This is a genomic window from Halomicrobium sp. HArcht3-1, from assembly GCF_058933345.1.
Window position 1 is genome coordinate 103,530 of the sequence record NZ_JBZYDM010000008.1, and the last position, 22,057, is coordinate 125,586.

Sequence of the window (22,057 nt, forward strand, 5' to 3'; positions counted from 1 at the left end):
TCGACGGCCGATCCAGTGACATGACCGAGACGATCACGGCCGAGGTGATCCACGTCGTCACGCCCGAGGAACGTGACGAGGCGAACATGCTCGACGAACTCGCGGCGCTGGCCGAGTCGCGCTACGTGGTAGTCTGTCGCGAGGGCGGGACACCCGGTATCCTCGAACGGGTCTGGGCCTTCCTGAAACGCGATCCGATTCGACCGATCACCGTCGTCGTCGACGAGGCCGTCGAGGAGGGTGCCGAGATCACCGCGACCGTCCACGAGACTGAGCTGCCGGGCGTGTACGACGCCGTCGCGGTGGAGTGAGGACAACGGTTTTGCCACTGGGGAGAGCGATAGCAACAATTAAAATGGTTGGCATACCGGTCGCACGACAGCAGTGCGATCGGGTGTACATTGATTTTCAATGGCTACTATAGGCCAGATATGCCCTCCATTCGACAGTTCTCGTGGTTTCCGAACGACGCGCCGACGTGGCTGGACGTGCTGGCCGGGATCGCAGCGGCGGGTCACCTCGTCGGGACCCTCACATCAGGACCGCTCCGCTGGCCGTGGTTCACGGTCGGTTTCGCGGCGCTCGTACTCGCCACGGGACCCGGAGCGAACTCGACGCTGGGTGCGCGTATCGGTGCGTGGTTCACGGCGATCGGACTGGGCGGGCGCATCGTCGCGATACTGAGTTTTGCGGTCGGCGTCTGGCTGACCGATACTGTGGTCGGCATTCCCGAGGAACCCACGAGCAGCATCGTCGCCGGCGTAATGGCTGGCGTCGTCGCGTTCGTCGTCGTTTATCTCGTCTCCGCTGGTAAAGTGGATAGCTGGTCGCGAACCCGAGAGTGAGTAGCGATCACTCGTAACAGCGTTCCTCGACGTGTTCGTCGTACAACCGCCGGAGCAGTTTCGTCATCGGGCCAGTCCCCACGTCGATGCCGTCGACGCTGGCGATGGGGCGGATCTCCCACGTCGAGTTCGTGAGGAAGGCCTCGTCGGCCTCGCGCACGTCTGCGACGGTGTACTCGTCTTCTTCGACGGGGAACCCCTCGGACGCTGCGAGGTCCATCACGACCGAGCGTGTGACGCCGGGCAACAGATCGAGGTCCGCACTCGGGGTCTTCAGGCCCGCTTCAGTGACGAAAAAGAGGTTGCTCGTCGCGCCCTCGACGACGCGGCCCGCGGTGTCGCGAAGCAGCGCCTCGTCGGCCTGATACGCGTCGGTCGCGGCCCGTCTGAGTTCCAGTCTGGCGAGGATGCCGTTGAGATAGTTGTGGGTCTTGGCGTCGGCCGGCAGCGCCTCGCTGGGGATCTTTCGGGTCTTGACCGACTGCACGTCGGCCGGCCCGTCCCACACAGGCTCTCCATCGGTGCCGCCCCGCGGGAGGCCCTTCACGATCACGACGACAGTCGGATCGACCTCGGGCGCAGGCGTCAGTTTGCCGGGCTGACTGCCGCGAGTCACCATCACCTTGACGTAGGCGTCGTCGAGGTCGTTCTCGGCCAGCGTCTCGTCGACGCGCTGGCGCAGGTCGTCGGGCACGGCCTCGCCAAATCCGAGCATCTCGGCGGTCCGCTGAAGCCGTTCGCGGTGGGCCTGCCACTCGAAGGGCGTCCCGCCGTAGGCTCTAATCGTCTCGAAGGCGCCGTCGCCGTACTGGAAGCCCCGGTCGGCGACGCTGACGGTCGCCTCGTCTTCGGGGACCAGTTCGCCGTTTACGTGGGAGTACATTGGAGACAGAAGTTCTCGATCATCGTCTTGCCGCCGTCGGTGAGGATGCTCTCGGGGTGGAACTGGACGCCGACGTGTGGCAGTTCGCGGTGGCGCACACCCATCACGACGCTCGTTTCGGCGTCGTCGATGCTGTCGTCGCCGTGCTGGTCGTCGACCGTGTACGCGGTCTCTTCGAGCACGTCTGGCAGGTCGTCGCGCTCGACGGCCAGCGAGTGATAGCGCCCGACTTCGAGCGGATCGGGCAGGTCTCGGAACACTCCCGCACCGTCGTGGGTCACCGGGGAGGACTTGCCGTGGACGACCGCCTCGGCGTGGCCCACAGGGGCACCGTTGGCGGCACACAGTGCCTGATGGCCCAGACAGACTCCGAGCGTCGGGTATTCGAGGTCTGCGAAGATCGGCATCGAGACGCCGGCCTCGGCGGGTGTGCCGGGGCCGGGCGAGACGACGATGCCGTCGGGATCGAGACGTTCGATCTCTCCCACCGTGATCGCGTCGTTGCGCCGGACGACGACATCGTCGGTGCCGCCGCCGAGGCGCTCGACGACCTCGCCGACGTACTGGACGAGATTGTAGGCAAAGGAGTCGTAGTTGTCGACGACGAGGATCGTCGGCGCGGTCGAGCGGGGCGTCACCGGCACACCTCCACGGTCATCGTGCATCCTCCACGATCATCGCGCACCCTCCACACTCATCTCGGCGCGTTTGCCGAGTGCCTCGTCGACGGCGTTGATCAGCGCCCGGCCCTTCGCCAGCGTCTCCTCGTACTCCCGTTCGGGGACGGAGTCGTGGACGATGCCGGCCCCGACCCGGAGGTAGTACCGCGACTCGTAGCGTACCAGCGTCCGAATGAGAATCGACAGCGTGGCCCGGTCGTCGAATCCGAAGATGCCGATGGAACCGGTGTAGGGGCCGCGGCGCGTCGATTCGAGTTCGTCGATGATCTCCATCGTCCGTGGCTTGGGTGCGCCGGTGATCGTTCCGCCGGGGAAGACGGCGGCGACGGCATCGGCAAGTCCCATGTCGTCGCGCAGGCGACCCTCGACCTTCGAGACGAGGTGCATCACCTCCGAGTAGCGATCCACCCGGCGGTAGTCGGTCACCTCGACGCTCCCGAACGCGCTGACCTTCCCGAGGTCGTTGCGTTCGAGGTCGACGAGCATCGCGTGCTCGGCGCGCTCTTTCTCGTCGCCCAGCAGTTCCGCTTCGAGCGCGTCGTCGGCCGCTGGTGTGTCGCCACGCGGGCGCGTCCCAGCGATGGGTTCGGTCTCGATCCGGTCGCCCTCACGGGAAAGCAGCAGTTCCGGGCTGGCACTGACCAGATCGACGCCGGGGAACTCGACCAGTGCGGAGTAGGGCGCGGGGTTGACCGTCCGCAGCGCGTCGAAGGCTTCGACGGGATGGACCGCCGCGGGCGCGACGAGGCGCTGGGAGACGTTGGCCTGAAAGGTGTCGCCGTCGCGGACGTACTGCTTGACTGCGCGCACGCGGTCGGCGTACGCCTCGGGCGTACAGTCGCTCTCGAAGTGCGCATCGGTCGTGGCTGCGGGGGCCGGTCCGACTGACGGGTCGCCGTCGGTCGCGGTGCGGGCGAGTTCGAGCGCGTGCTGGCGACCGAACTCGTAGGCCAGTGCGGGGCGCTCGAACTCGTCGAGGCGCGGGCAGGCGGTGACGTGCAACGTGACCTCGTCGCCGCGGGGTTCCTCCCACGCAGCGATCCGGTCGTAGGTCCCGATCTGAAGACGCGGGAGCGCGCGGTCGCGGGCGGTCTCGGCCGGCAGCGCTTCGAGTTCGCGAACGATGTCGTAGGAGAGCCACCCGATCACGCCACAGGGGAAGGGGACGGCACAGTCACCGCGGGCGAGACCGTCGCGGTCGACAGCGTCGGCGAGTGCTGCGAGCGAGTCGCCCTCGCCGGGCCGGACTTCGACGAAGTCCGCCGGGGCCGTCGCGAAGTAGCCCCAGCCAGACTGGCCGCCAGTGGTCCCGAGGTAGACTCCGCCGGCGCTGTCCCCGTCGCGTGCCCGCCGGTAGGCGAGAAACGGGTCGTCGACGGTGATCGTGACTTCGACTGGGACGCGCGCCTTCGGGTCGGCGTCGGTAGCGACCGACAGGAACGACTCCCGGTCGGTGACGACGGTCGGCATTACGGCGATGTAAGCGAGGGGCGGATAATTCCCTTGCGGTCGACGGTGACGCTGTCGATGGCGACTCGTCTAGTGCTGTGTTCGGTCGACGAGTCGAGAGAGACGAGACAGCCAGCGGCGTCGGACGGCGTCTCGCAGGGAGGGACCGACGGGCGTCTACCCCGTGGTGACGATCGTCGGACACACGGACGAGGGTGTCAGAACGACTTCGCCTGTTCGATCCAGCCCGAGATACGGTTGGGCGAGAGATCGGTCGCCTCGGCCAGTTCCTCGGCGTCGGCGACCGCGAGATCGGAGACCGTCGAGACGCCGGCGTTCTCCAGCCGTTCGGCGTAGGCCGGCCCGACGCCTTTGATCTCGGTGACGGCGGCGTCCGTCTCCGGGGTGGCCGCGGCGTCGGCCGTCTCGTCCTCGTCGTCGGCCGGTGCTTCGGTCTCGGTTTCCGCTGTCGCCGCCTCGGTCTCGGCTTCTTCAGTCTCGGTTGCTTCGGCCTCGTCGATTCGGTCGGCCACGTCGTCCGCGTCCGCTGCGGGCGCGTCGGTGGTCGACTCGACGGTCGACGACTCGTCGTGCGGTTCCCCTGACGTGTCGGTCTCGGTCCCCTTGACGGCGTCCTCCGACTCGGTCGATGGCTCGCGCTCGACGGTCACGTCGACGTCTTGCGGGGCGCTCGTGCCGGTGGAGGGCGACCCCGAAGCGTCGAGCCCGAGAGCCGATTTCAGTTTCTGCAACAGGCCCATGTCGTCTGCTACTGGACGCCGACACTTAACACCTTCCGGGTTACTGCCGGGTGCTCACAGTCGCTCGCGCAATGCCTCGTTCATCCGCTCGACCGGCGCGGTCTCGCCCGTCCAGCGTTCGAAGGCTTCGACACCCTGAAACAGGAGCATCCACGCGCCGTCGACGGTCGTCGCACCGACGGCGGCAGCGTCCGACAGGAGGCGCGTCTCGATGGGCGAGTAGACCGCGTCGAGGACCGCCAGATCACCGTGGAGCGCCCCGGCGGGCACCGGCGTCGCGTCCTCGTCCATCCCGACGCTGGTACAGTTGACCAGTACGTCGGCGTCGGCCAGCAGGTCGCCGAGGTCGTCGAGTCCGTGGCCGCTGGCGTCGGGGACCGCCGCGGCCAGTTCGTGGGCCGTCTCGACGGTTCGGTTGGCGATACGGACGGTCATTCCCTCGTCTGCCAGTCCGAACGCGACGGCGCGACCGGCACCGCCGGCACCGACGACGACCGCCGTCCCCTCGATGGCAACGTCGTGCTCTCGGAGCGCGCGGACCGCGCCGACGGCGTCGGTGTTGTACCCGCGTGGCTCCGACCCGGTCAGGTCGACCGTGTTGACCGCGCCGATACGTTCGGCCAGCGGATCGGGATCGACCGCGTCCAGAACGTCCTGTTTGAACGGAATGGTGACGTTGAGTCCGTCGATCCCGAGCGTCTCGGCCGCCTCGATGGCCGCGGCCGCCTCGTCTTGCGCCGGTTCGAAGGTGACGTAGCGGGCGTCGATCCCGAGTGCTTCGTAGGCCGCTTCGTGCATCGGCGGCGACAGCGAGTGTCCCACCGGATTGCCGATCAGACCGAAGACGTGCATACCCGAACTGCCAGCCCCAGCGGATATGAAAGGTGTGTTCTCGGTGGGCGACAGCGAGAGCCAGACCGGGCGGCGAACCTGACCGGACGGACTTTCGCAAGCTTTTCACGCCGACCTATCCAGCTATCGCCTAGTGAGTCGCCTTCGTCACCCACTGGTACAGATCGCCGCCACGGCGCTGCTGACAGCGCCCTGGACGTCGATCTTCACCTACAATCGGCTGGTCGAGTACCGAGTGCTTCAGGGAGCGCCGATCCACCTCGGAACTCTCCCCGAGGTCGCGGTGACCGGCATCGCCGTCCTCGGCGCGTCGTTCCTGCTGGCCTGGGGCGCAGAGACCGCCGAGAAGGACGTACCCCGCGCGTTCGCCATCGCCGTGCTCGCGGTGCTCGCGGTCGCACCGGAGTACGCCGTCGACGCGCTGTACGCCTGGAACGCCGGTGCCGGCGGGGCGGGCACGGCGGCCTGTGGCGAACTGACAGCAGCACAGATCGAGGCGCAGGCGACGCCGCTCGCGGAGGCCTGTCACAGCGCCAACCTCGCCGTGGCGAACATGACCGGTGCGAACCGAATCCTCATCGGGATCGGCTGGGCCGGCATCGCGATCTTCACCGTCTGGCGCGCCTTCGATACCAAGGACCCAGCCGTCGAGAACCGCGACGGGTGGCTCGGCGACGCCGTCACGCTTCATCGCGACATCGCAACCGAGATCACGTTCCTCTTTGCCGCGACGATGTGGGCCTTCCTCGTGCCACTGGGTGGGGGCATCGACGCCACGGACACGGTCGTCCTCGTCGGTCTATACGTCGCCTACATCGCCCTGATCCTCAAGTCCGACATCGAACACGACGAAGAACAGGTCGGCGTGCCCCGGTATCTCCAGCAGTGGTCCCTGCCGTGGCGACCGATCGCCGTGCTGGCGCTCTTTGGCTACTCGGGGACGATGATCTTCACCGCCGTCGAGCCGTTCGCTCACGGACTCGAAGCGATCGGGCTGCAAAACGGCATCCCCGAGTTCTTCATGATCCAGTGGATCGCCCCACTGGCGAGCGAATCACCGGAACTGATCGTCGTCGCCGTGCTGGTCAACAAGGCCCGCTCGACTGCGGGCTTCAACGCCCTGATCTCCTCGAAGCTGAATCAGTGGACGCTGTTGATCGGGACGCTCGCAGTGGTCTTCTCGCTCGCCGGCGGGAGCTACGGCGTGTTGCCGTTCGACCAGAAACAGGCCGCCGAAGTCTGGATCACGGCCGCCCAGTCGTACTTCGCGCTGGCGATCCTCTGTAACTTCGAGATCAGCATCAAGGAGTCGATCGTCCTCTTTGGCCTGTTCATCTCGCAGGTCCTGATCGAGTTCGTCCTCATCCGCGAGTGGCTGGCGTTGCCCTTCGACAGCTACGAACTCCTGCTTGCCTACACCGCCGTCTATCTCGTCGCCGGGACTGCACTGATCATCAGACGGCGTCGCTCGGTCAAACTCCTGTTCGGGCTGGCAGCCGACACCGCACGTGACGCGCTCGGACGAGAGACCGTCCACAGAGAGTTCGCGGACTGATGCTCGCCATCGTCGTCTCCGAGGCGGACAGTGCATCGGTCCACATCGGCGAGCACCTGCGCGACCTCGTCGCGTGGGACACTCACCACGACGACAGCCGTCCCGACGGCGAGGGCGGCGGCACAGTCTACCGCCGTGGGGGAGTCGAACTGCGGACGTTCGAGGAGATCCATCTCGATCTCGACGGGGTCGCCGACACCTTTGGCACCGTCGACGATGGTCCCGAGCGCACGGTCGATCTACTCGCCTTTGCCTCCCGACACGCCGGCGAGACTGGTCCGCTCCTGACGGCCCATCACACCGGCAACTTCGGGCCGGCGGAGTTCGGTGGATCGGACGGGACGCTCGCCCGCGCCTGTCCCAACGCCCAGCGGCGGGTGTTCGAGGCGCTCGACGAACACGCCCCCGAGGGCTACGAGGTCGGACTGGAGTGTACCCACCACGGCCCGAGCGCGGTCGGCGTCCCGTCGATGTTCGTCGAAGTCGGCAGCGACGAGGCCCAGTGGGACGACCCGGCGGCCGCACGCGCAGTCGCGCAGGCGATCCTCGCACTCGACGCTGTCGAGGCCGACGCACCACGGGAGAACGGCGCTCGCCGTCACCTCGTCGGCTTCGGCGGCGGCCACTACGTCCCCCGATTCGAGCGCGTCGTCCGGGAGACCGACTGGGCCGTCGGCCACGTCGGTGCCGACTGGGCACTGGACGCGATGGGCGACCCCACAGAGCACGAGGACGTGATCGAGCAGGCGTTCACCGAGAGCGCCGCCGAGTACGCCCTCCTCGAAGCAAACCGCCCGGGGCTACGCGAGACCATCGAGGAACTGGGCTATCGCGTCGTCGACGAGACGTGGGTCCGCGAGACCAGTGGTGTCCCGCTCAGTCTCGTCGAACGGCTGGAGGCGGCGATCACGACGGTCGACGACGGACTCCGGTTCGGCACACGAGCGACAGAGTACGACGGCGAGTTCGTCGTCGCGCCGATCGGGACGGACCTGCTGGCTCGTGCAACCGGGATCGACCGCGCGGCCACCCGCGCGGCAGTCGCCGAGACCGCAATCGCCTTCGGCACCGAACAGAACGGAACCGAGGTCGTCGGCCCGCTGGCGCTGTCGAGTGACGCCGACCACGAACAGATCGTCGACGAACTCGTGGCCGTGCTGGGCCAGTCCTACGATTCGGTCGAACGAGCGGGCGAGACCGTCGTCGCCCGTGAGACGGCGTTCGACCCGACTCTCGCACGCGATCTGGGTGTCCCCGAAGGACCGAAGTTCGGCCGACTGTCGGCCGGCAACGCGGTCGAGATCGACGGCGAGGAGATCACGCCGGACGAAGTGATCCGGGAGCGAATCGACGAGTTCCCGGTTCGAAACCCGCAAGAACAGTAAGGCGAGAGTACCGCCGCTTTCGCCCGATACAGCCGAATACGTCAGCCAGAAGTCAGACATCAGGGGAACACTAATAAGTGCTCGTTTGTTATCGGCGTTCAAATTATGGACTCCATAATCGACGACGCGATCGACGAAGCAGAGGCCGAGGCGGACGAGTCGGCCCCTGCCGAGCAAGCGTCGGACACCCAGAACAACACCACCCCAGACGCGACGAACACGTCGGGCACGATGACGGACGAGGAACTGGCCGACGTGGTCAAAGACCTCGAAACGAAGATCACCGTCGTCGGCTGTGGCGGTGCGGGCGGCAACACCGTCACCCGCATGATGGAAGAGGGCATCCACGGCGCGAAGCTCGTCGCCGCCAACACGGACGCCCAGCACCTCGCCGACGAAGTCAAGGCCGATACCAAGATCCTGATCGGCAAGAAGCGCACCGGTGGTCGCGGTGCCGGCTCGGTCCCCAAGATCGGCGAGGAGGCCGCACAGGAGAACATCGAAGACATCCAGCAGTCCATCGACGGCTCCGACATGGTGTTCGTCACCGCTGGACTCGGTGGCGGGACCGGGACCGGTGCCGCCCCCGTCGTCGCACAGGCCGCACAGGAGTCCGACGCCCTGACCATCTCTATCGTCACTATTCCGTTCACTGCCGAAGGCGAACGCCGCCGCGCCAACGCCGACGCCGGTCTCGAACGCCTGCGTGCCGTCTCCGACACCGTCATCGTCGTCCCGAACGACCGCCTGCTCGACTACGCCCCCTCGATGCCGCTACAGGACGCCTTCAAGATCTGTGACCGCGTCCTGATGCGCTCGGTCAAGGGCATGACCGAACTGATCACCAAGCCCGGACTGGTCAACGTCGACTTTGCCGACGTTCGCACGATCATGGAGAACGGTGGCGTCGCGATGATCGGTCTCGGGGAGTCCGACAGCGAGAACAAGGCCCAGGACTCGATCCGCTCTGCGCTTCGCTCGCCGCTGCTGGACGTGGAGTTCGACGGCGCGAACTCCGCGCTCGTCAACGTCGTCGGCGGTCCCGACATGTCCATCGAGGAGGCAGAAGGCGTCGTCGAGGAGATCTACGACCGCATCGACCCCGACGCTCGCATCATCTGGGGTGCCAGCGTCAACAACGAATTCGAGGGCAAGATGGAGACCATGATCGTCGTCACGGGCGTCGAAAGCCCACAGATCTACGGCCAGAGCGAGGCCGAACGCGAGAAGGCCGCCCAGCAACTCGGCGAGGATATCGACTACGTCGAGTAAGCGACGTAATCGCCATCGTCTCTTTTCTGTCTGCTGGCACCAGAGCCACTGGACCGGTCACCGAAGGTGCTCGGTCACATCACAATATAGAAAAGCCCGGGGTGGCTACCGGTCGCCATGGACGTACCCTACGATCTCACCTCGTACGTGCGGGTGCTCAAACTCGCCAGCACCCCCTCTTGGGAGGAGTTCTCCCGCGTCGCCCTCATCGCGGGGGCCGGCATCGTGCTCGTCGGACTGATCGGATTCGTCATCTTCGTGCTAATGTCAGTCGTTCCCGGCTCCACGCCGGCGTGATACTATGGGAATCTACGCAGTCAAAACCACGGCCAGTCAGGAACGTACCGTCGCGGACATGATCATCAGTCGCGAGGAAGACTCGATCCACGCGGCGCTCGCCCCGGATTCGCTCACCAGCTACGTCATGGTCGAGGCCGACGACGCCAGCGTGTTCGAGCGGATCTTAGACGAGATCCCCCACGCCAACGGCGTCGTTCCCGGGGAGTCCTCGCTCACGGAAGTCGAGCACTTCCTCTCGCCGAAACCCGACGTGGAAGGGATCGCCGAAGGCGACATCGTCGAACTCATCGCCGGCCCGTTCAAAGGCGAGAAGGCACAGGTCCAGCGCATCGACGAAGGCAAGGACCAGGTGACCGTCGAACTGTACGAGGCGACGGTTCCCATTCCGGTGACGGTTCGCGGGGACCAGATTCGCGTGCTGGATTCGGAAGAACGGTAAGCATCCGCCGAGCAGAGCGAGGCGGTTCACTCGACCGAACGGAGTGAGGTCGAGCTTTTTCGCCCACGTTTTTCAAGGAGTGGTGGCGAGCGAAGCGAGCCTCCCGACGCAGAAAAAGGTGGTTGTGCAAAGACCAGGTGACCGTCGAACTGTACGAGGCGACGGTCCCGATTCCGGTGACAGTACGTGGCGACCAGATCCGCGTGCTGGATTCGGAAGAATGGTAAGAGAGCATTCGGCGACGGAGTCGCCGATTCACTCGATCGAGCGTAGCGAGATCGAGCCTTTTTCACCCATGTTTTTCAAGGAGTGGTTCGGGAGCAAAGCGACCGAACCCGACGCCGAAAAAGATGGTGGCGAAAAAGCAATTTTGACCGATCCTCGGATTAAGGGGGCAGTGCGGAGACCGTCGGGACGATGGCAGCGATACGGACACGTGGACTGACCAAGGAGTTCGGGGATGTCGTCGCCGTCGACGACCTCGACCTCGTCGTCGAGGAAGGCGAGGTGTTCGGGTTTTTAGGGCCGAACGGGGCAGGCAAGTCGACGACGATCAATCTCCTGTTGGATTTCATCCGCCCGACGAGCGGGTCGGTCGAAGTACTCGGACACGATGCAGGGACCGAGCCGGCGACGATCCGCGAGCGGGTCGGCGTCCTCCCTGAAGGGTACGGCTTCGACGATCCCTTGACGGGCCGAGAGTATCTCGACTGGGTGATCGAGACCCGCGACGCGGGTGACGATCCAGACGAACTGCTCGAACTGGTCGGGCTGGCAGACGACGCCGACCGGATGGCGAAGTCGTACTCCAAGGGGATGCAACAGCGCCTCTCGCTGGCGATGGCGCTGGTCGACGACCCAGAGATGCTGCTGCTCGACGAGCCGACGACCGGACTCGATCCCAACGGCATCCAGCAGATGCGATCGATCATCCGAGCGCGGGCCGAGGCGGGGACGACCGTCTTCTTCTCCAGTCACATCCTCTCGGAGGTCGAGGCGGTCTGTGATCGGGTCGGCGTGATGAACGAGGGAAAGCTCGTCGCGCTCGACAGCATCGAGCAGTTGCGCGAGAACGCCGGTGGGCAGGCGACGATCCGACTCGAATGTGCCTCGCAACCGAGCGGGCTGGGCGTCGAAGCACTGGACGGGGTCGCCTCGACCAGTGTCGAGGCGGAGACGCTCGTGGTGAACTGTCTCGATCCGAACGTCAAAGTCGACGTGGTAACCCACGCCGCCGAGCGTGCGACGATCACGGACATCACGTCCGAGACGGTGTCGCTGGAGTCGCTGTTCAACGATCTGACCGGTGGTGGTCGTGACGGCGAGCGGGCCGACGGCGAGACGGGTGCCAGCGAGCCGGCAGGCGACGAGCAGGAGGTCCCACAGTGAGCGTTCGCTCCGTCGCGACGAAGGACTTCAGGGGTGCGCGCCGGTCGCGGTCGCTGTGGGCCGTCGCAACGCTGCTCGGTCTGCTCACTGCACTGCTCGGTTACAGTTACGATGCCTATCAGGCGACGGCGCTGGAGACGTTTCAACGGCTGTTCGCCCAGCTCGTGCTCCTCTTGATGCTGTTGCTACCGATCGTGGCGCTGGTCGCGAGCTACATGTCTATCGCCGGCGAGCGAGAGAGCGGCGGCATCAAGTTCCTGCTGAGCGTGCCCAACACCCGCCGTGACGTGTTTCTCGGGAAGCTGCTCAGCCGGCTGGGGATCGTCGCTGCAGGCATCGTCTTCATGGTCTTGACCACAGTGGCAGGTGCCTACGCCCGCAACGGCGTCCTCCCGCTCGAAGTGGTACTCGGTGTACTCGCGATGACGCTGCTGTACGGCAGCGTCTTCGTCTCGATCGCCGTGTCGGTCTCGTCGGCGGTGGCAGCACGGAGCCGCGCCATCGCTGCCGCAATCGGCTCGTACTTCGTGCTCGTCCTGCTGTTCGTCGTGCCGGGACTCAGCGTCTTCACGATCGCCCAGTGGGTCCACCGAACGCTGCTTGGCTTCGAGGCGAACCTCGACCTGTACAACGCAGTCACGTACGTCAGCCCGCTGACGGCCTACCGGATGGGGACGAACATGTTCTTGCCCGAGGGGATGGAGCAGCGCGTCTTCCAGCGGGCGGCGGATGCCAGCGGTGACTTGCCGGTGTATCTCTCCGAAGAAGTCTCGCTGCTGGTCTTTGCCGTCTGGCTCGTGGTCCCGCTCGTGTTCGGATACGTGCGATTCCGGGGGGCGGATCTCGAATGAGTCCCGCCCTCGAAGCACTCACCCGGCGTAGCAAGATCGGTGCGGGGCTGGTCGTACTGGGCGTGGTCCTGCTGCTCGTTCCGTCACTGGCACCCGTCCAGCAGGTCCTGTACCACCAGACCGACGCCGGTACGACCGAGAACGAGACGACGCTGGAACGAGAGGGGTACACGGTCGTCGAGTACGAGAACCTCTCCGACCGAGGGCAGGAACTGTACGTGCAGGCGCTGCGTCACGGCGGTGAGACGACGGTTCCACTCGGACAGGGAGCCAGTGAGTTCCCGTATCCGACGGCGACCGACCTCGCCGAGTTCGAGCGCTACAGCGAACGTGAGCGTGCCCAGTCGGTCGTGATCGAGCGCCCGGAGCACAGCGACCTCCCGGCGGCCGACGAACCGCTCCGGGCCGCCGAGTACCGTGCGCGAGAGGAGCCAGCCGGTGAGGAGGAGACGCCGGCGACACCGAGTGCCGCCGAAGTCCAGAAACTCCGTGAGGAGATCGCACGCTACGACGTGATCAGGACCCGGACCGGCGAGCCACCGCTCGGTGGCACCCAGCATCTACTGCGACTGGCGGCACTGCTCGCGGGTGTCGTCGCGATCGGGACCGGCGGCTATCTGCTCTCGACGCACTGAGGAAGGCGGGTCGATTCAGGCTCGGTTCTCGTTACCTTCGAGGCGGTCGATGACCTCGCGAATGTCGGCGACCTCCTCGATACTCTCTTTGACGTTCTCCCGGCGTCGGACCTCCGACGCGTCGGCGTCGTAGGCCCGGACGTACTCGGCGCGACTGTGTTCGTCGAACGCGTGTCGGATCGCGAAGTAGCCGTCCGGCAGGACGGCACCGCAGACTTTGCATTCGATGCGGTCGTGTTCGGTCGACTGGTGAACGATCAGGTCTTCCACGCGGTCGAAGACTTCCCCGTCGGCGTCGATAGCACACTCCCAGCGTGGCATTGTCGGTTGACACGAGAGGGGGGCATAAAAACGTTCGTTAGCATCGCGAGACCGCCACTGGGCGGACCGTTGCGGAGCGAGTCACTGCTCGTTTGCGGCGTCGAACTGTAGCTGACCTCGACCGTCGGTGAGTGTCGCCGGTCGCTGGCCGTCAGCGTCGTCGATATCCCGCAGGATCGCGTAGAACCGCCGGTCGTTGACGTAATCACACACGAAACAGAGGGTGCTCCACTGGTCGAGACCGAGAGTCCCGACGGTGGTCTCGGCGGCGTCGAACACGTCTTCGTCCCACCACATCGGGCCGCCACTCGACTGAGACCTGTACTCGCCGGGACAGAGGTATTTCACCGGGCTTGCCCAGTACTCCTGGTCGATACCGAAGAACCATCGATGCTGGTCGTCGATCCCGACTGCATCGACGATCGTCGCCCCGAGTTCCGCGAGGCTCCGGTCGCTTCCGACCGCGATGTCGCGCCAGAACGGTGCCGTCGCGTCCTGGGCCTTGACTCGGAAGCGATAGACCGTCATACCACGATAGTGCTGTCCGTCGTTGTATGTATGCTTCGGTCGCGGCGATCCTGTCGTCTCGTTCACGTGTCCGTGCCCATGCGGGACGTGCTGAATCGATCGACGGCGAGCGGTGAGAGCGGGGCCCTATCACGCCGAAAGCTGTCGCCGTCTATCTGGCCGACGGTACGACAGCGTGGGTCGATCCAGTAAGTGACACCGTCGCGTGTCAGAGTGGTTGCCACGCGGAAGACAGATCGTCGGCGGTGAGATGCCACCGCTGCTGGAAGCGCCCGTCACGATGCCTGACTTCGACGATGCCGTCGAAGATCGAGCGGACCAGATCGACCAGTGGATCGTCGATAGGCACCGAGAGATGAAAGTGTCCCATCCCGGAGACGGCGCTGATCCGCTGGGTGACCGTCCGCAAGAAGCGGAAGAACGCCTCTCGCTCGTAGTGCTCGAACAGTGGCAAGAGGGCGTCGAATCCGAGCCTGAGCCATCCCGGTTCGCGATGGGTCGTCGTCTGGACGAACTCCAGTACGTCGTCGGCGATGGTACAGCCGAGTTCGGTGAGACTGTCGCTCTCGACCTGACTCGCGAAGGGGTCGGGAGTCGGCGGCGCGGCCGCACTCCGGGCGAGCATCGAGTGGCGCACGACCGCGGCGGTGCCGGGTGGCATCTCCCGAGGGGACTGTCCGAACCGTCGTTCGACACCCGCGTCGTTGCGGCCGAGCAAGACGAGCAGTCGCCGCCGTGACGGCGTGTCCGCGCCGAACAGCTGTCGGGAGACACGGTCGTGGGCGGCAGGTGGTGCGATACCGACGACGAGGAAATTACAGCCACGCTCTTCGAGCGAGCGAAGCGCGTCGTCAACGTCGTCGTCCCCGGGCGGGAACTCGTGGACACCATCGGTCATGAGCCACCGGATTCCTGTGTTATATACCTGTCACCCGCACAGTATTTAAACTGTCGATGCGTCAAATAATCAGCACGTGCTGTCGAACGGGCGCTGACAGCGCACACTGGTCCCACGAGTCCGGGCGTCGTAATACTGCCGGCTGTACGTCTGTGAAGGATTTTGCGACCCCGAGTCGCGAATCTCTTGAAACAGTTACAGCAGACAGTATAAGTCGAATAGTAATCCCTATCTGTCGCGTCGCAGTATCGCCGGCACGTGACTGGGTACCGGGTGGATATGCACGTGAAAGTACTCGACGAGCACGTCGTCGAGCGTGCGAAAGCCCGCGGACTGGACGCGCTGGTCTACGCGCCACACTTCACTCGATACCCCGAGATCCGTCGCCGTGCAGCGCACTTTTCCGACGAGGAACTGACGGTGTTTCCCGCCCGCGAACTGTTCACCGGAAGCTGGCAACAGCGCCGTCACGTGCTTGCGATCGGTCTCTCCGACCCGGTGCCCGACTTTCTGACCCTCGACGGAACGCTCGCGGAACTGGACCGGCAAGGTGCGGCCACGCTCGTTCCCCATCCCCAGTTCCTCAACGTCAGTCTCGGCCGTGCGGACATTCGCGAGTACCGCGACCAGATCGACGCGGTCGAAGTGTACAACCCGAAACACTGGGCACATCACAACCGTCGGGCACGAGCGCTCGCCAGCGATTTCGAGATCGAACCGTTCGCCTCCTCGTACGCACACGTCCGCGGGACGGTCGGCGAGGTGTGGGTCGAGTTCGAACGAGACATCGACGGTCTCGATGCGTTCGTCACGGCACTCGAAGACGAAGCCCCGCGCCGGGTGTTCCATCGTGATGGACTGAGCCACAGCCTGCGCTGTGGGGTCGAGTTCTGCCATCTGGGCTACGAGAATAGCTGGTCGAAACTGGATCGACTCTTCTTGCAGGGGACCGAGCCGACCCATCCCAATCACGTCGCCTACGGTGGGCAGTTCGACGACGTGAAGGTCTACTGAGACTGTCGGCTGCAAGTCGGGAACGAATGTGGTCCCGTGGGACGGACCGCTCGAAACGGGAACGGCCAACAGTACGAGTCGGTCACAGCGCCCCGGTCAGGCGAGACCGACGAACTGCACGACGGGAGCCGGAATGTACTGTGGAAGGACGTGGACGAGGACGATGGCGACGGCGATCTCGAACACCGTTACAGCGACGGTGACTATCTCGGCGTGGTCGCTGGTCGTGGTCACGCCGGTCGGGGAGCCAAACTCCTCGTCCCACAGCGGATAGAACAGTGCGATACCGCGTCGGGAGCCGAAGTAGTCGAGTGCGTAGTGAGTGACGACACCGAGCCACACCCAGTCGAGGTTCCCGAAGTACACCGGGTAGGCGGCGATGATCGCCAGCACGGGAAGATTGTGCAGGGTCTTGCGGTGGCGACCGAAGGCGGTGTCCACGTCGGGAAAGAGCGCGCCCAGAATCACCGGCACCGACACCTCGGCGATGGTCACGAACGTCTCCACGTCGCCCGACGGCTGGAGGACGTAGCCCAGACCGATGCTCAACAGGGCCGCGTTCAACACGTGCCCACGTTTGTTCATGCAGTGGAGGCTAGACAGCGACCGGCATAACGATGGGCGGTTTCCAGTCACTGATCACCTGACGGGAGCGCCGGCCGGCGGCGTGCTATCGGCGCGTCTGGACGGCGTCGAACAGGTCGGACAGTGCCTGCTCGGCGATGTGTCGCTTGACGGTCGTCCGGTCGCCGTCGAACACGTAGCGCGAGACCGTCGTCGTCGAGTCACCACTCCCCCACGGGGCGGCGTAGGCGACGCCGATGTACGCCGTGCCGACCGGCGTCGCCTCGCTCCCGCCGGCCGGGCCGGCGACGCCCGTCGTCGCGACGCCCCACGTGGTATCGGCGGTGTCTCTGACTGCCCGTGCCATCTGGCGAGCGACCGGTTCGCTGACGGCACCCTCGGCGTCGAGCGTCTCGCGGTCGACCGCAAGCAGGTCCCGTTTGGCGTCGTAGGAGTAGGTGACCAGCGAGCGGTCGAAGTAGTCACTCGACCCCGGCACGTCCGTGAGCAACGACCCGATCAGACCGCCGGTACAGGACTCGGCGACGGCGACGGTCGCCTCGGTCTCGCGCAACGCGTCACCGACACGGGCCTCGATCGCATCCTCGGCAGGATCGTCTGGCATGGCCGGATGTTGGGCGGACGGTGAGATAACGGTTGGTTCAGCGGTGAGGGTGTCGTCGACTTCTGGTGGGCAACTGGTCACTGAGGCGACCAGTTATCCGTCGGCGACGCCAAGCGGCGGTATGGCCTACCGCACGACGATCGGCTGGTCGTTGCTCACCTCCGGCATCGTCACACTGATACTGGGCTTTCTCCCGATGGGGGACCTGTTCTGGGGCACGCTGCTTGTGGTCCTCGGAATCGTGGTGTTGCTGATCCGCCAGTGACGGCCAGCGTGGCGTAGACACTGGGTGACGGTAGCGCGGTGCGGACAGAAAGACCGACGGGGGTCGACGTATATCGTCGGATATGGACTACGAGACGCCCCAGTTCTTTCGAGTGATCCAGTACGCTCGACGGGCCGACCGGGACGTGATCGACATGGTCTCTGGGAGTCCCGACTGGGACCCACCGGCGGGACTGCGGGACGGGCTGCGCGACTACGCCGACCTCGAGGCCGACGACTACCAGTATCCGCCAAGCGTCGGCCTCACGCAACTGCGCGACCGGATCGCTGCCCGCCGCGGCGTCGCGCGCGACCGTGTCGTCGTCACGAACGGCACGGGCGAGGCCAACCACCTCGCGATGGTCGGCGGACTGGAACAGTTCTCGGGCGAGGAAGTCCTGTTGACCGATCCGATGTATCCCTACTACGCCGGGCGGGCGAACTTCCTCGACGCCGACATCGGCTTCGTTCCGGTCGATCGCGGCGGCCACCTCGACCCGGAGCGCCTGCGCGAACGGGCGAGCGACGAGACGGCGGTGATCGTCGTCAACAGCCCGAACAACCCGACCGGAGCGGTCTACGACGCCGACGCGATGAAAGCGTTCGTCGACATCGCCCAAGCCAACGACGCGCTGCTGGTCTCGGACGAGGTGTACGACCACTTCGACTACACCGGCCGGTTCGCGTCGGCACTGGACACCGACTCGCCCAACGTCGTCGCCACGAACGGCTTCTCGAAGTCGATGGCGATCACCGGCTTCCGAGTGGGCTATGCCGTCTTTCCGCCCGAAGACGGTCCGACGGGCGACCTGCTGGACCGCGCTCGCACCCGCCACATGCTGACGAACGTGGCCGGGTCACGTCCCGCCCAGTACGCCGTCCTGCGGGCGCTCCAGACCACCGGGCCGGCGTACTACGCCGACGTGCGCGACCGGCTTACCGACCGCGTCGACACCTTCTGTGCGGCCCTCGACGCAGCCGGCGCGGAGTACGACCGCCCCGAGGGAGGGTTCTACGTGATGGCTCGCTTCGATGGATACCCCGGCAGCTTCGACCACTGCTACGAACTGATCGACGAGGCCGGCGTCGCCGGAATGCCCGGCGAAGCGTTCGGTGACTCCCGCTCCGAGTGGTTCCGGTTCGCGCTGGTGACGCCGCGGGTGAGCGAGGCCGCGGATCGGCTGGCCGAGTTCTTCGCGTGATCAGGTCACGTCCCACACTCACCCCCGGATGACGTTCGATTCGAGGTCCCGCGGGTAGTAGGTCAGGAAGTCGATGCCGTCCTCGGTGATGGCGACGGTGTCGGAGTGTCGATAGCCCGCGGTGTCGGTGTACAGCCCCGGTTCGATGGTGTAGACGTGGCCCGGTTCCATCTCGGCGTCCGACCCCCTGTCGATGTAGGGCGGTTCGTGGCCGTCCATGCCGATGTTGTGGCCGACGTGGTGGCGTGCGAGGTCGGTCACGCCCTGTTCCTCGAAGTAGTCCCAGACGGCCTGATCGACGTGGCTGACGGGGACGCCCGGTCCCATGGCGTCGAAGGCGACCTCCTGCGCCTCGACGGCGAGGTCGAAGTAGTGTTCCTGTTCGTCGCTGACCTCGCCGACGAACATCGTCCGTTCGAGTTCGGAGTAGTAGCCGTCGATGTTCGCTGTCGCGCCAGTGACCAGCACGTCACCTCGCGAGAGCCGTTCGTTCGGCGTGTGGCCGTGGGGCAGGGCCGTCTCCGCGCCGCTGATGTAGCCCGCGTGGACCGGCCCGTCGCCGCGGGTTCGGACGGCGTACTGCGAGCCGAGTGTATCGAGCATCGCCCGGGAGGCCTCCATCGAGGCACGCTGACTGACCGTCGCCGGGTGGGCACCGACTTCGGTGTGATCGGCGAGGGAGCGGTGGCCGAGGTTCGCCCAGCGCGCCGACTCGCGGATCAGATCGATCTCGGCGTCGCTCTTTGCCTCCCGCATCGTCGGCACCCACTCGATGCCCTCCTCGTCGACCGCACAGAAGTCACTGAGTGGCGGGCCGTCGTAGCCCATCACGCCGGGCGCGCCGTCCGCGTCCGCGACGACAGTCTCGACGCCCATCTCGGCCAGCATCTCGCTCACCGTCTCGATTGGGCCGCCACCGGGGTAGTCGAAGTAGCTGTAGACCGCGTCGATGCGGGGCGTCGGCCTGACGCGTTCGACTTCCAGCCGCGGGACGGTGATCGCGACGCGCTCGGGCGAGACTGCGAGGGCGACCGGCCGCTCGGTCTGAATGTGGTGAAAGCCGGTCAGGTACTCGATGCTGGTCGCGTCGAACCAGACGGCGGCGTCCGCGTCGGTGGCCCCGAGTCGGTCGCGGACCGCGTCGAGCCGAGACTGGAACTCGCCTGCAGGTAGTTCGGTCGGCATACCACCCGAATGGACCGGACGGGGTAAAAAGCGACGGCGAGGGAAGTCGTCGCCACACACCGACCGCGATCACGCGAGCGAGTCGGTGCCAGCGATCCCCTCGCGGACGTGGACGGCGTCGACGAAGCCGGCGTTCGCCCAGCCGAGGGCGGCAAAGCGGTGCGTGCCGTCCGCGTCCACGTCCTCGGCCAGCGTCCCGCCCGGCAGTGTCTCGGCCTGCATCTCGGCCAGCAGGTCGTCCCCGAGTTCGGTACGCCCGACGGCGTACAGCGTCGCCGCGAGCGTGAACTCTTTGGGAAGCCAGTAGCTGTCACAGGCCTCGTAGCTCGCGACGAAGTGCTCGACGAGGTCGTCGGTGTGGCCGTAGTCGTCGGCCCAGCCAGTCGGGTGAACCGCGGCCGAGAAGGCGACGTTGTCCGACGACTCGTGGCCCGTGATCGTCAGATGGGTCGCGAAGCCGTCGCGGGCAGCGAAGAAGTGACGCTCGACGGCATCGCCGAGGGCGTCGGCGGTCCGGCGGTACCGCACCGCGTCGCGCTCGTGGTCCAGTTCGTCGGCCAGCGCGGCCGCGTCGAGCAGCCCCCGGTACGCGTAGGTGTTCGTCCAGAGGCTCTGGCGAGCGTCGTCGGGCATCTCGGCGAAGTCCGGCGTGGCCGCCAGCAGGCCGTTGTTCGCGACTACGTTGCAGGTGTAGTCTGCAGCACCGCGGACCGTCGGCCACACGTCTGCGAGGAAGTCGTCGTCGCCGGTCGCCGCGTACACCCGGCCGACGGCGTGACAGTAGATGCCCTGCTGATCGTTCTCCCGGTGGATGATCCCCGCTGGCTGGCCGTCGCTCGTGTAGCACTGCTCGAAGCCGCCGTCCGGTTCCTGCACGTCGCCGAGGAAATCCCGGAGGTACGCTGTCGCCACGTCGCCACAGCCAGCCTCGGCCAGCGCGATGGCGACGAAGGCACCGTCGCGGGGCCACGAGGGGTAGTACGCGGGCTGGAGGTTCGGCGCGGCGGAGATGCTGCCCGACTCGGCGTCGGCAAGCGCCAGCAGCGCCACCAGCGAACGCTGGTACTGACCGCGAAAGCGCTCGGGGACGGCGTCGACGGGGGCGTCCGCGAGGCGGTCCGCCCAGTAGTCCGCGACGGCAGTCTGGCGTTTCTCCGGGGTCGGTGCGACGGTCACGGCGTCCCCGCGGTCGAGTCCGCCGACAAATATCGAGCGCGTCGTTCGCTCGCCCGGTGCGAGCGCGCAGTCGAGCGTGAGATAGCCGCCGACGTGGGTCCCGGAGACGCTCGTTCGGCCCGCACCGACACCAGCGAGGCCCGCCGTCGTCACACCCGTGTCCACGACCGTGGTGTCGGCGGCGGTCGACAGCCGAAGCCCGACATCGCTCTGGCGGTCGGCCCACTGGATCGCCTCACCCGAGGCCCACACGCTGTTGGGGCTGGTGATCCCCGGTGGGTACTGCTGGCGAGCGTTCGCGTTGGCCTGCATGTAGTAGGTCAGCCCCTCGACCGGTCGGTCACCGACGTTCTCGACAGTGATGTCCCGCACGACGGTCTCGGTTCCGGACTGGACGTAGAGCACCTCCGTGGCTGCGACCGGGGCGTCACCGCTCGGTTCGTAGTGGATCGACAGCAGGCCGGTCCCGGTCTCCGTGCGCATCGTGTGCTCGAAGTCGTCCGCCCAGAGCCACACCGTCTCGCCGTCGACCTCGACGCCGAAGAAGCCGCCGTCGCGGGGACGGGCACCCGAGAGGTGGCCCTCGCCGGTCTCCATATAGGGCAACTGCTGGGTGAAGCCGGTGTGAGGGTACAGCAGCGTGCTCATCCGCCCGCGGTCGGTCACGCCCGCGAGGATGCCGTCGTCGGGCGTCGAGACGTAGCCCGCGACCGAACACTGGGACTGGAAATCGTTCATGCCGCCGGGGTCCGTCACGAGGTTCCAGACCGCCCGCGGGAGTTCCTGCACCGCGAGGTGGCGGTTGTACTGCCAGTCTCGGATCGCCGGCCGCGCGAGGATCAACAGCGTCTTCGAGACCATCCGCAGATTTCGGAGATCGAGGCGACGCAGGAAGGACACTGTCTGGCGTACGCGAGCAGTGAGGCGGTCGAGCAGCGACCCATCTGCGTTCGCCATGTGTACGATTACCAAGGTCGGGCGCTA

General features: G+C 66.2%; 25 protein-coding genes. 13 read left to right on the forward strand and 12 right to left on the reverse strand.

What is annotated here, in order from left to right:
* Positions 1-20: 20 nt before the first annotated feature.
* Positions 21-311, forward strand: a complete 291-nt coding sequence (locus tag AC5FRW_RS14135; RefSeq protein ID WP_493569105.1) for a DUF7526 family protein — start codon at positions 21-23, stop codon at positions 309-311.
* A 120-nt stretch (positions 312-431) separates the two neighbouring features.
* On the forward strand, positions 432-845 hold the full coding sequence (locus AC5FRW_RS14140) for a hypothetical protein (protein WP_493569106.1): 414 nt from the start codon (positions 432-434) through the stop codon (positions 843-845).
* A gap of 7 nt (positions 846-852) precedes the next feature.
* Here AC5FRW_RS14140 and AC5FRW_RS14145 read toward each other — a convergent pair whose 3' ends face one another.
* The 5 genes from AC5FRW_RS14145 to AC5FRW_RS14165 all read right to left on the reverse strand — a co-directional run bounded on the left by AC5FRW_RS14145 (position 853) and on the right by AC5FRW_RS14165 (position 5,470).
* Positions 853-1,728 (reverse strand): aminotransferase class IV, encoded by an 876-nt coding sequence (locus AC5FRW_RS14145; RefSeq protein WP_493569107.1) that lies wholly within the window; start codon positions 1,726-1,728, stop codon positions 853-855.
* Positions 1,713-2,393, reverse strand: a complete 681-nt coding sequence (locus tag AC5FRW_RS14150; RefSeq protein WP_493569108.1) for an anthranilate synthase component II — start codon at positions 2,391-2,393, stop codon at positions 1,713-1,715. Before AC5FRW_RS14150 ends, AC5FRW_RS14145 begins: the two co-directional genes overlap by 16 nt.
* Before the next feature lie 9 nt (positions 2,394-2,402).
* Positions 2,403-3,878, reverse strand: coding sequence for an aminodeoxychorismate synthase, component I (pabB, locus tag AC5FRW_RS14155; protein WP_493569109.1), 1,476 nt, complete (start codon positions 3,876-3,878; stop codon positions 2,403-2,405).
* Positions 3,879-4,075: 197 nt separating this feature from the next.
* The gene (locus tag AC5FRW_RS14160; RefSeq protein ID WP_493569110.1) at positions 4,076-4,618 is read right to left on the reverse strand and encodes a helix-hairpin-helix domain-containing protein; all 543 of its coding nucleotides are present in this window, start codon (positions 4,616-4,618) and stop codon (positions 4,076-4,078) included.
* Between the two features lie 54 nt (positions 4,619-4,672).
* On the reverse strand, positions 4,673-5,470 hold the full coding sequence (locus AC5FRW_RS14165) for a shikimate dehydrogenase (RefSeq protein ID WP_493569111.1): 798 nt from the start codon (positions 5,468-5,470) through the stop codon (positions 4,673-4,675).
* 133 nt (positions 5,471-5,603) lie between these two features.
* Here AC5FRW_RS14165 and AC5FRW_RS14170 point away from each other — a divergent pair, with 133 nt between their 5' ends.
* The 8 genes from AC5FRW_RS14170 (at position 5,604) to AC5FRW_RS14205 (ending at position 13,296) form a co-directional block, all read left to right on the forward strand.
* Entirely contained in the window at positions 5,604-7,025 is a 1,422-nt protein-coding gene (locus AC5FRW_RS14170) for a calcium:cation antiporter family protein (protein ID WP_493569112.1), read from the forward strand.
* Positions 7,025-8,410: a D-aminoacyl-tRNA deacylase gene (locus AC5FRW_RS14175; protein WP_493569113.1), complete on the forward strand. Its 1,386-nt coding sequence runs from the start codon at positions 7,025-7,027 to the stop codon at positions 8,408-8,410. The genes AC5FRW_RS14170 and AC5FRW_RS14175 overlap by 1 nt, the downstream gene beginning before the upstream one ends.
* 105 nt (positions 8,411-8,515) lie before the next feature.
* A complete protein-coding gene (gene ftsZ / locus AC5FRW_RS14180; protein WP_493569114.1) occupies positions 8,516-9,682 on the forward strand; it encodes a cell division protein FtsZ in 1,167 nt (388 codons plus the stop codon).
* Positions 9,683-9,799: 117 nt separating this feature from the next.
* Positions 9,800-9,979 carry a protein translocase SEC61 complex subunit gamma gene (locus AC5FRW_RS14185; protein ID WP_015763884.1) on the forward strand — a complete coding sequence of 60 codons (180 nt, stop codon included), beginning with the start codon at positions 9,800-9,802 and terminating at the stop codon, positions 9,977-9,979.
* 4 nt (positions 9,980-9,983) lie between these two features.
* Positions 9,984-10,421 carry a transcription elongation factor Spt5 gene (locus AC5FRW_RS14190; RefSeq protein ID WP_493569115.1) on the forward strand — a complete coding sequence of 146 codons (438 nt, stop codon included), beginning with the start codon at positions 9,984-9,986 and terminating at the stop codon, positions 10,419-10,421.
* Positions 10,422-10,838: 417 nt separating this feature from the next.
* The gene (locus tag AC5FRW_RS14195) at positions 10,839-11,810 is read left to right on the forward strand and encodes an ABC transporter ATP-binding protein (RefSeq protein WP_493569116.1); all 972 of its coding nucleotides are present in this window, start codon (positions 10,839-10,841) and stop codon (positions 11,808-11,810) included.
* Positions 11,807-12,661, forward strand: coding sequence for a DUF2705 family protein (locus AC5FRW_RS14200; protein ID WP_493569117.1), 855 nt, complete (start codon positions 11,807-11,809; stop codon positions 12,659-12,661). Before AC5FRW_RS14195 ends, AC5FRW_RS14200 begins: the two co-directional genes overlap by 4 nt.
* Positions 12,658-13,296: a hypothetical protein gene (locus tag AC5FRW_RS14205; protein WP_493569118.1), complete on the forward strand. Its 639-nt coding sequence runs from the start codon at positions 12,658-12,660 to the stop codon at positions 13,294-13,296. Before AC5FRW_RS14200 ends, AC5FRW_RS14205 begins: the two co-directional genes overlap by 4 nt.
* A 15-nt stretch (positions 13,297-13,311) precedes the next feature.
* Here the strand turns inward: AC5FRW_RS14205 and AC5FRW_RS14210 are convergent, their stop codons facing one another.
* The 3 genes from AC5FRW_RS14210 to AC5FRW_RS14220 form a co-directional block, all read right to left on the reverse strand.
* Complete coding sequence (locus AC5FRW_RS14210) at positions 13,312-13,617, reverse strand: DUF7565 family protein (RefSeq protein ID WP_493569119.1); 306 nt, start codon at positions 13,615-13,617, stop codon at positions 13,312-13,314.
* 81 nt (positions 13,618-13,698) lie between these two features.
* Positions 13,699-14,145, reverse strand: coding sequence for an IS1096 element passenger TnpR family protein (locus AC5FRW_RS14215; protein WP_493569120.1), 447 nt, complete (start codon positions 14,143-14,145; stop codon positions 13,699-13,701).
* A gap of 208 nt (positions 14,146-14,353) precedes the next feature.
* On the reverse strand, positions 14,354-15,043 hold the full coding sequence (locus AC5FRW_RS14220) for a DUF7504 family protein (protein ID WP_493569121.1): 690 nt from the start codon (positions 15,041-15,043) through the stop codon (positions 14,354-14,356).
* Between the two features lie 279 nt (positions 15,044-15,322).
* On the opposite strand from AC5FRW_RS14220, the gene AC5FRW_RS14225 reads away from it, so the two are divergent.
* On the forward strand, positions 15,323-16,057 hold the full coding sequence (locus AC5FRW_RS14225; protein ID WP_493569207.1) for a PHP-associated domain-containing protein: 735 nt from the start codon (positions 15,323-15,325) through the stop codon (positions 16,055-16,057).
* A 96-nt stretch (positions 16,058-16,153) separates the two neighbouring features.
* Here the strand turns inward: AC5FRW_RS14225 and AC5FRW_RS14230 are convergent, their stop codons facing one another.
* Both AC5FRW_RS14230 and AC5FRW_RS14235 read right to left on the reverse strand, forming a co-directional pair.
* Positions 16,154-16,642: a metal-dependent hydrolase gene (locus AC5FRW_RS14230; protein WP_493569122.1), complete on the reverse strand. Its 489-nt coding sequence runs from the start codon at positions 16,640-16,642 to the stop codon at positions 16,154-16,156.
* A gap of 85 nt (positions 16,643-16,727) precedes the next feature.
* The gene (locus AC5FRW_RS14235; protein ID WP_493569123.1) at positions 16,728-17,246 is read right to left on the reverse strand and encodes a CinA family protein; all 519 of its coding nucleotides are present in this window, start codon (positions 17,244-17,246) and stop codon (positions 16,728-16,730) included.
* Between the two features lie 121 nt (positions 17,247-17,367).
* Between AC5FRW_RS14235 and AC5FRW_RS14240 the strand changes: the two genes are divergently transcribed.
* Both AC5FRW_RS14240 and AC5FRW_RS14245 read left to right on the forward strand, forming a co-directional pair.
* Positions 17,368-17,511, forward strand: a complete 144-nt coding sequence (locus AC5FRW_RS14240) for a hypothetical protein (RefSeq protein ID WP_493569124.1) — start codon at positions 17,368-17,370, stop codon at positions 17,509-17,511.
* Positions 17,512-17,593: 82 nt separating this feature from the next.
* Positions 17,594-18,712, forward strand: coding sequence for a pyridoxal phosphate-dependent aminotransferase (locus AC5FRW_RS14245; protein ID WP_493569125.1), 1,119 nt, complete (start codon positions 17,594-17,596; stop codon positions 18,710-18,712).
* An 18-nt stretch (positions 18,713-18,730) separates the two neighbouring features.
* On the opposite strand, the gene AC5FRW_RS14250 is transcribed toward AC5FRW_RS14245, so the two are convergent.
* Both AC5FRW_RS14250 and AC5FRW_RS14255 read right to left on the reverse strand, forming a co-directional pair.
* On the reverse strand, positions 18,731-19,897 hold the full coding sequence (locus tag AC5FRW_RS14250; protein ID WP_493569126.1) for a M24 family metallopeptidase: 1,167 nt from the start codon (positions 19,895-19,897) through the stop codon (positions 18,731-18,733).
* Positions 19,898-19,966: 69 nt separating this feature from the next.
* Positions 19,967-22,030 carry an alpha-L-rhamnosidase-related protein gene (locus tag AC5FRW_RS14255; RefSeq protein ID WP_493569127.1) on the reverse strand — a complete coding sequence of 688 codons (2,064 nt, stop codon included), beginning with the start codon at positions 22,028-22,030 and terminating at the stop codon, positions 19,967-19,969.
* Positions 22,031-22,057 lie beyond the last annotated feature (27 nt).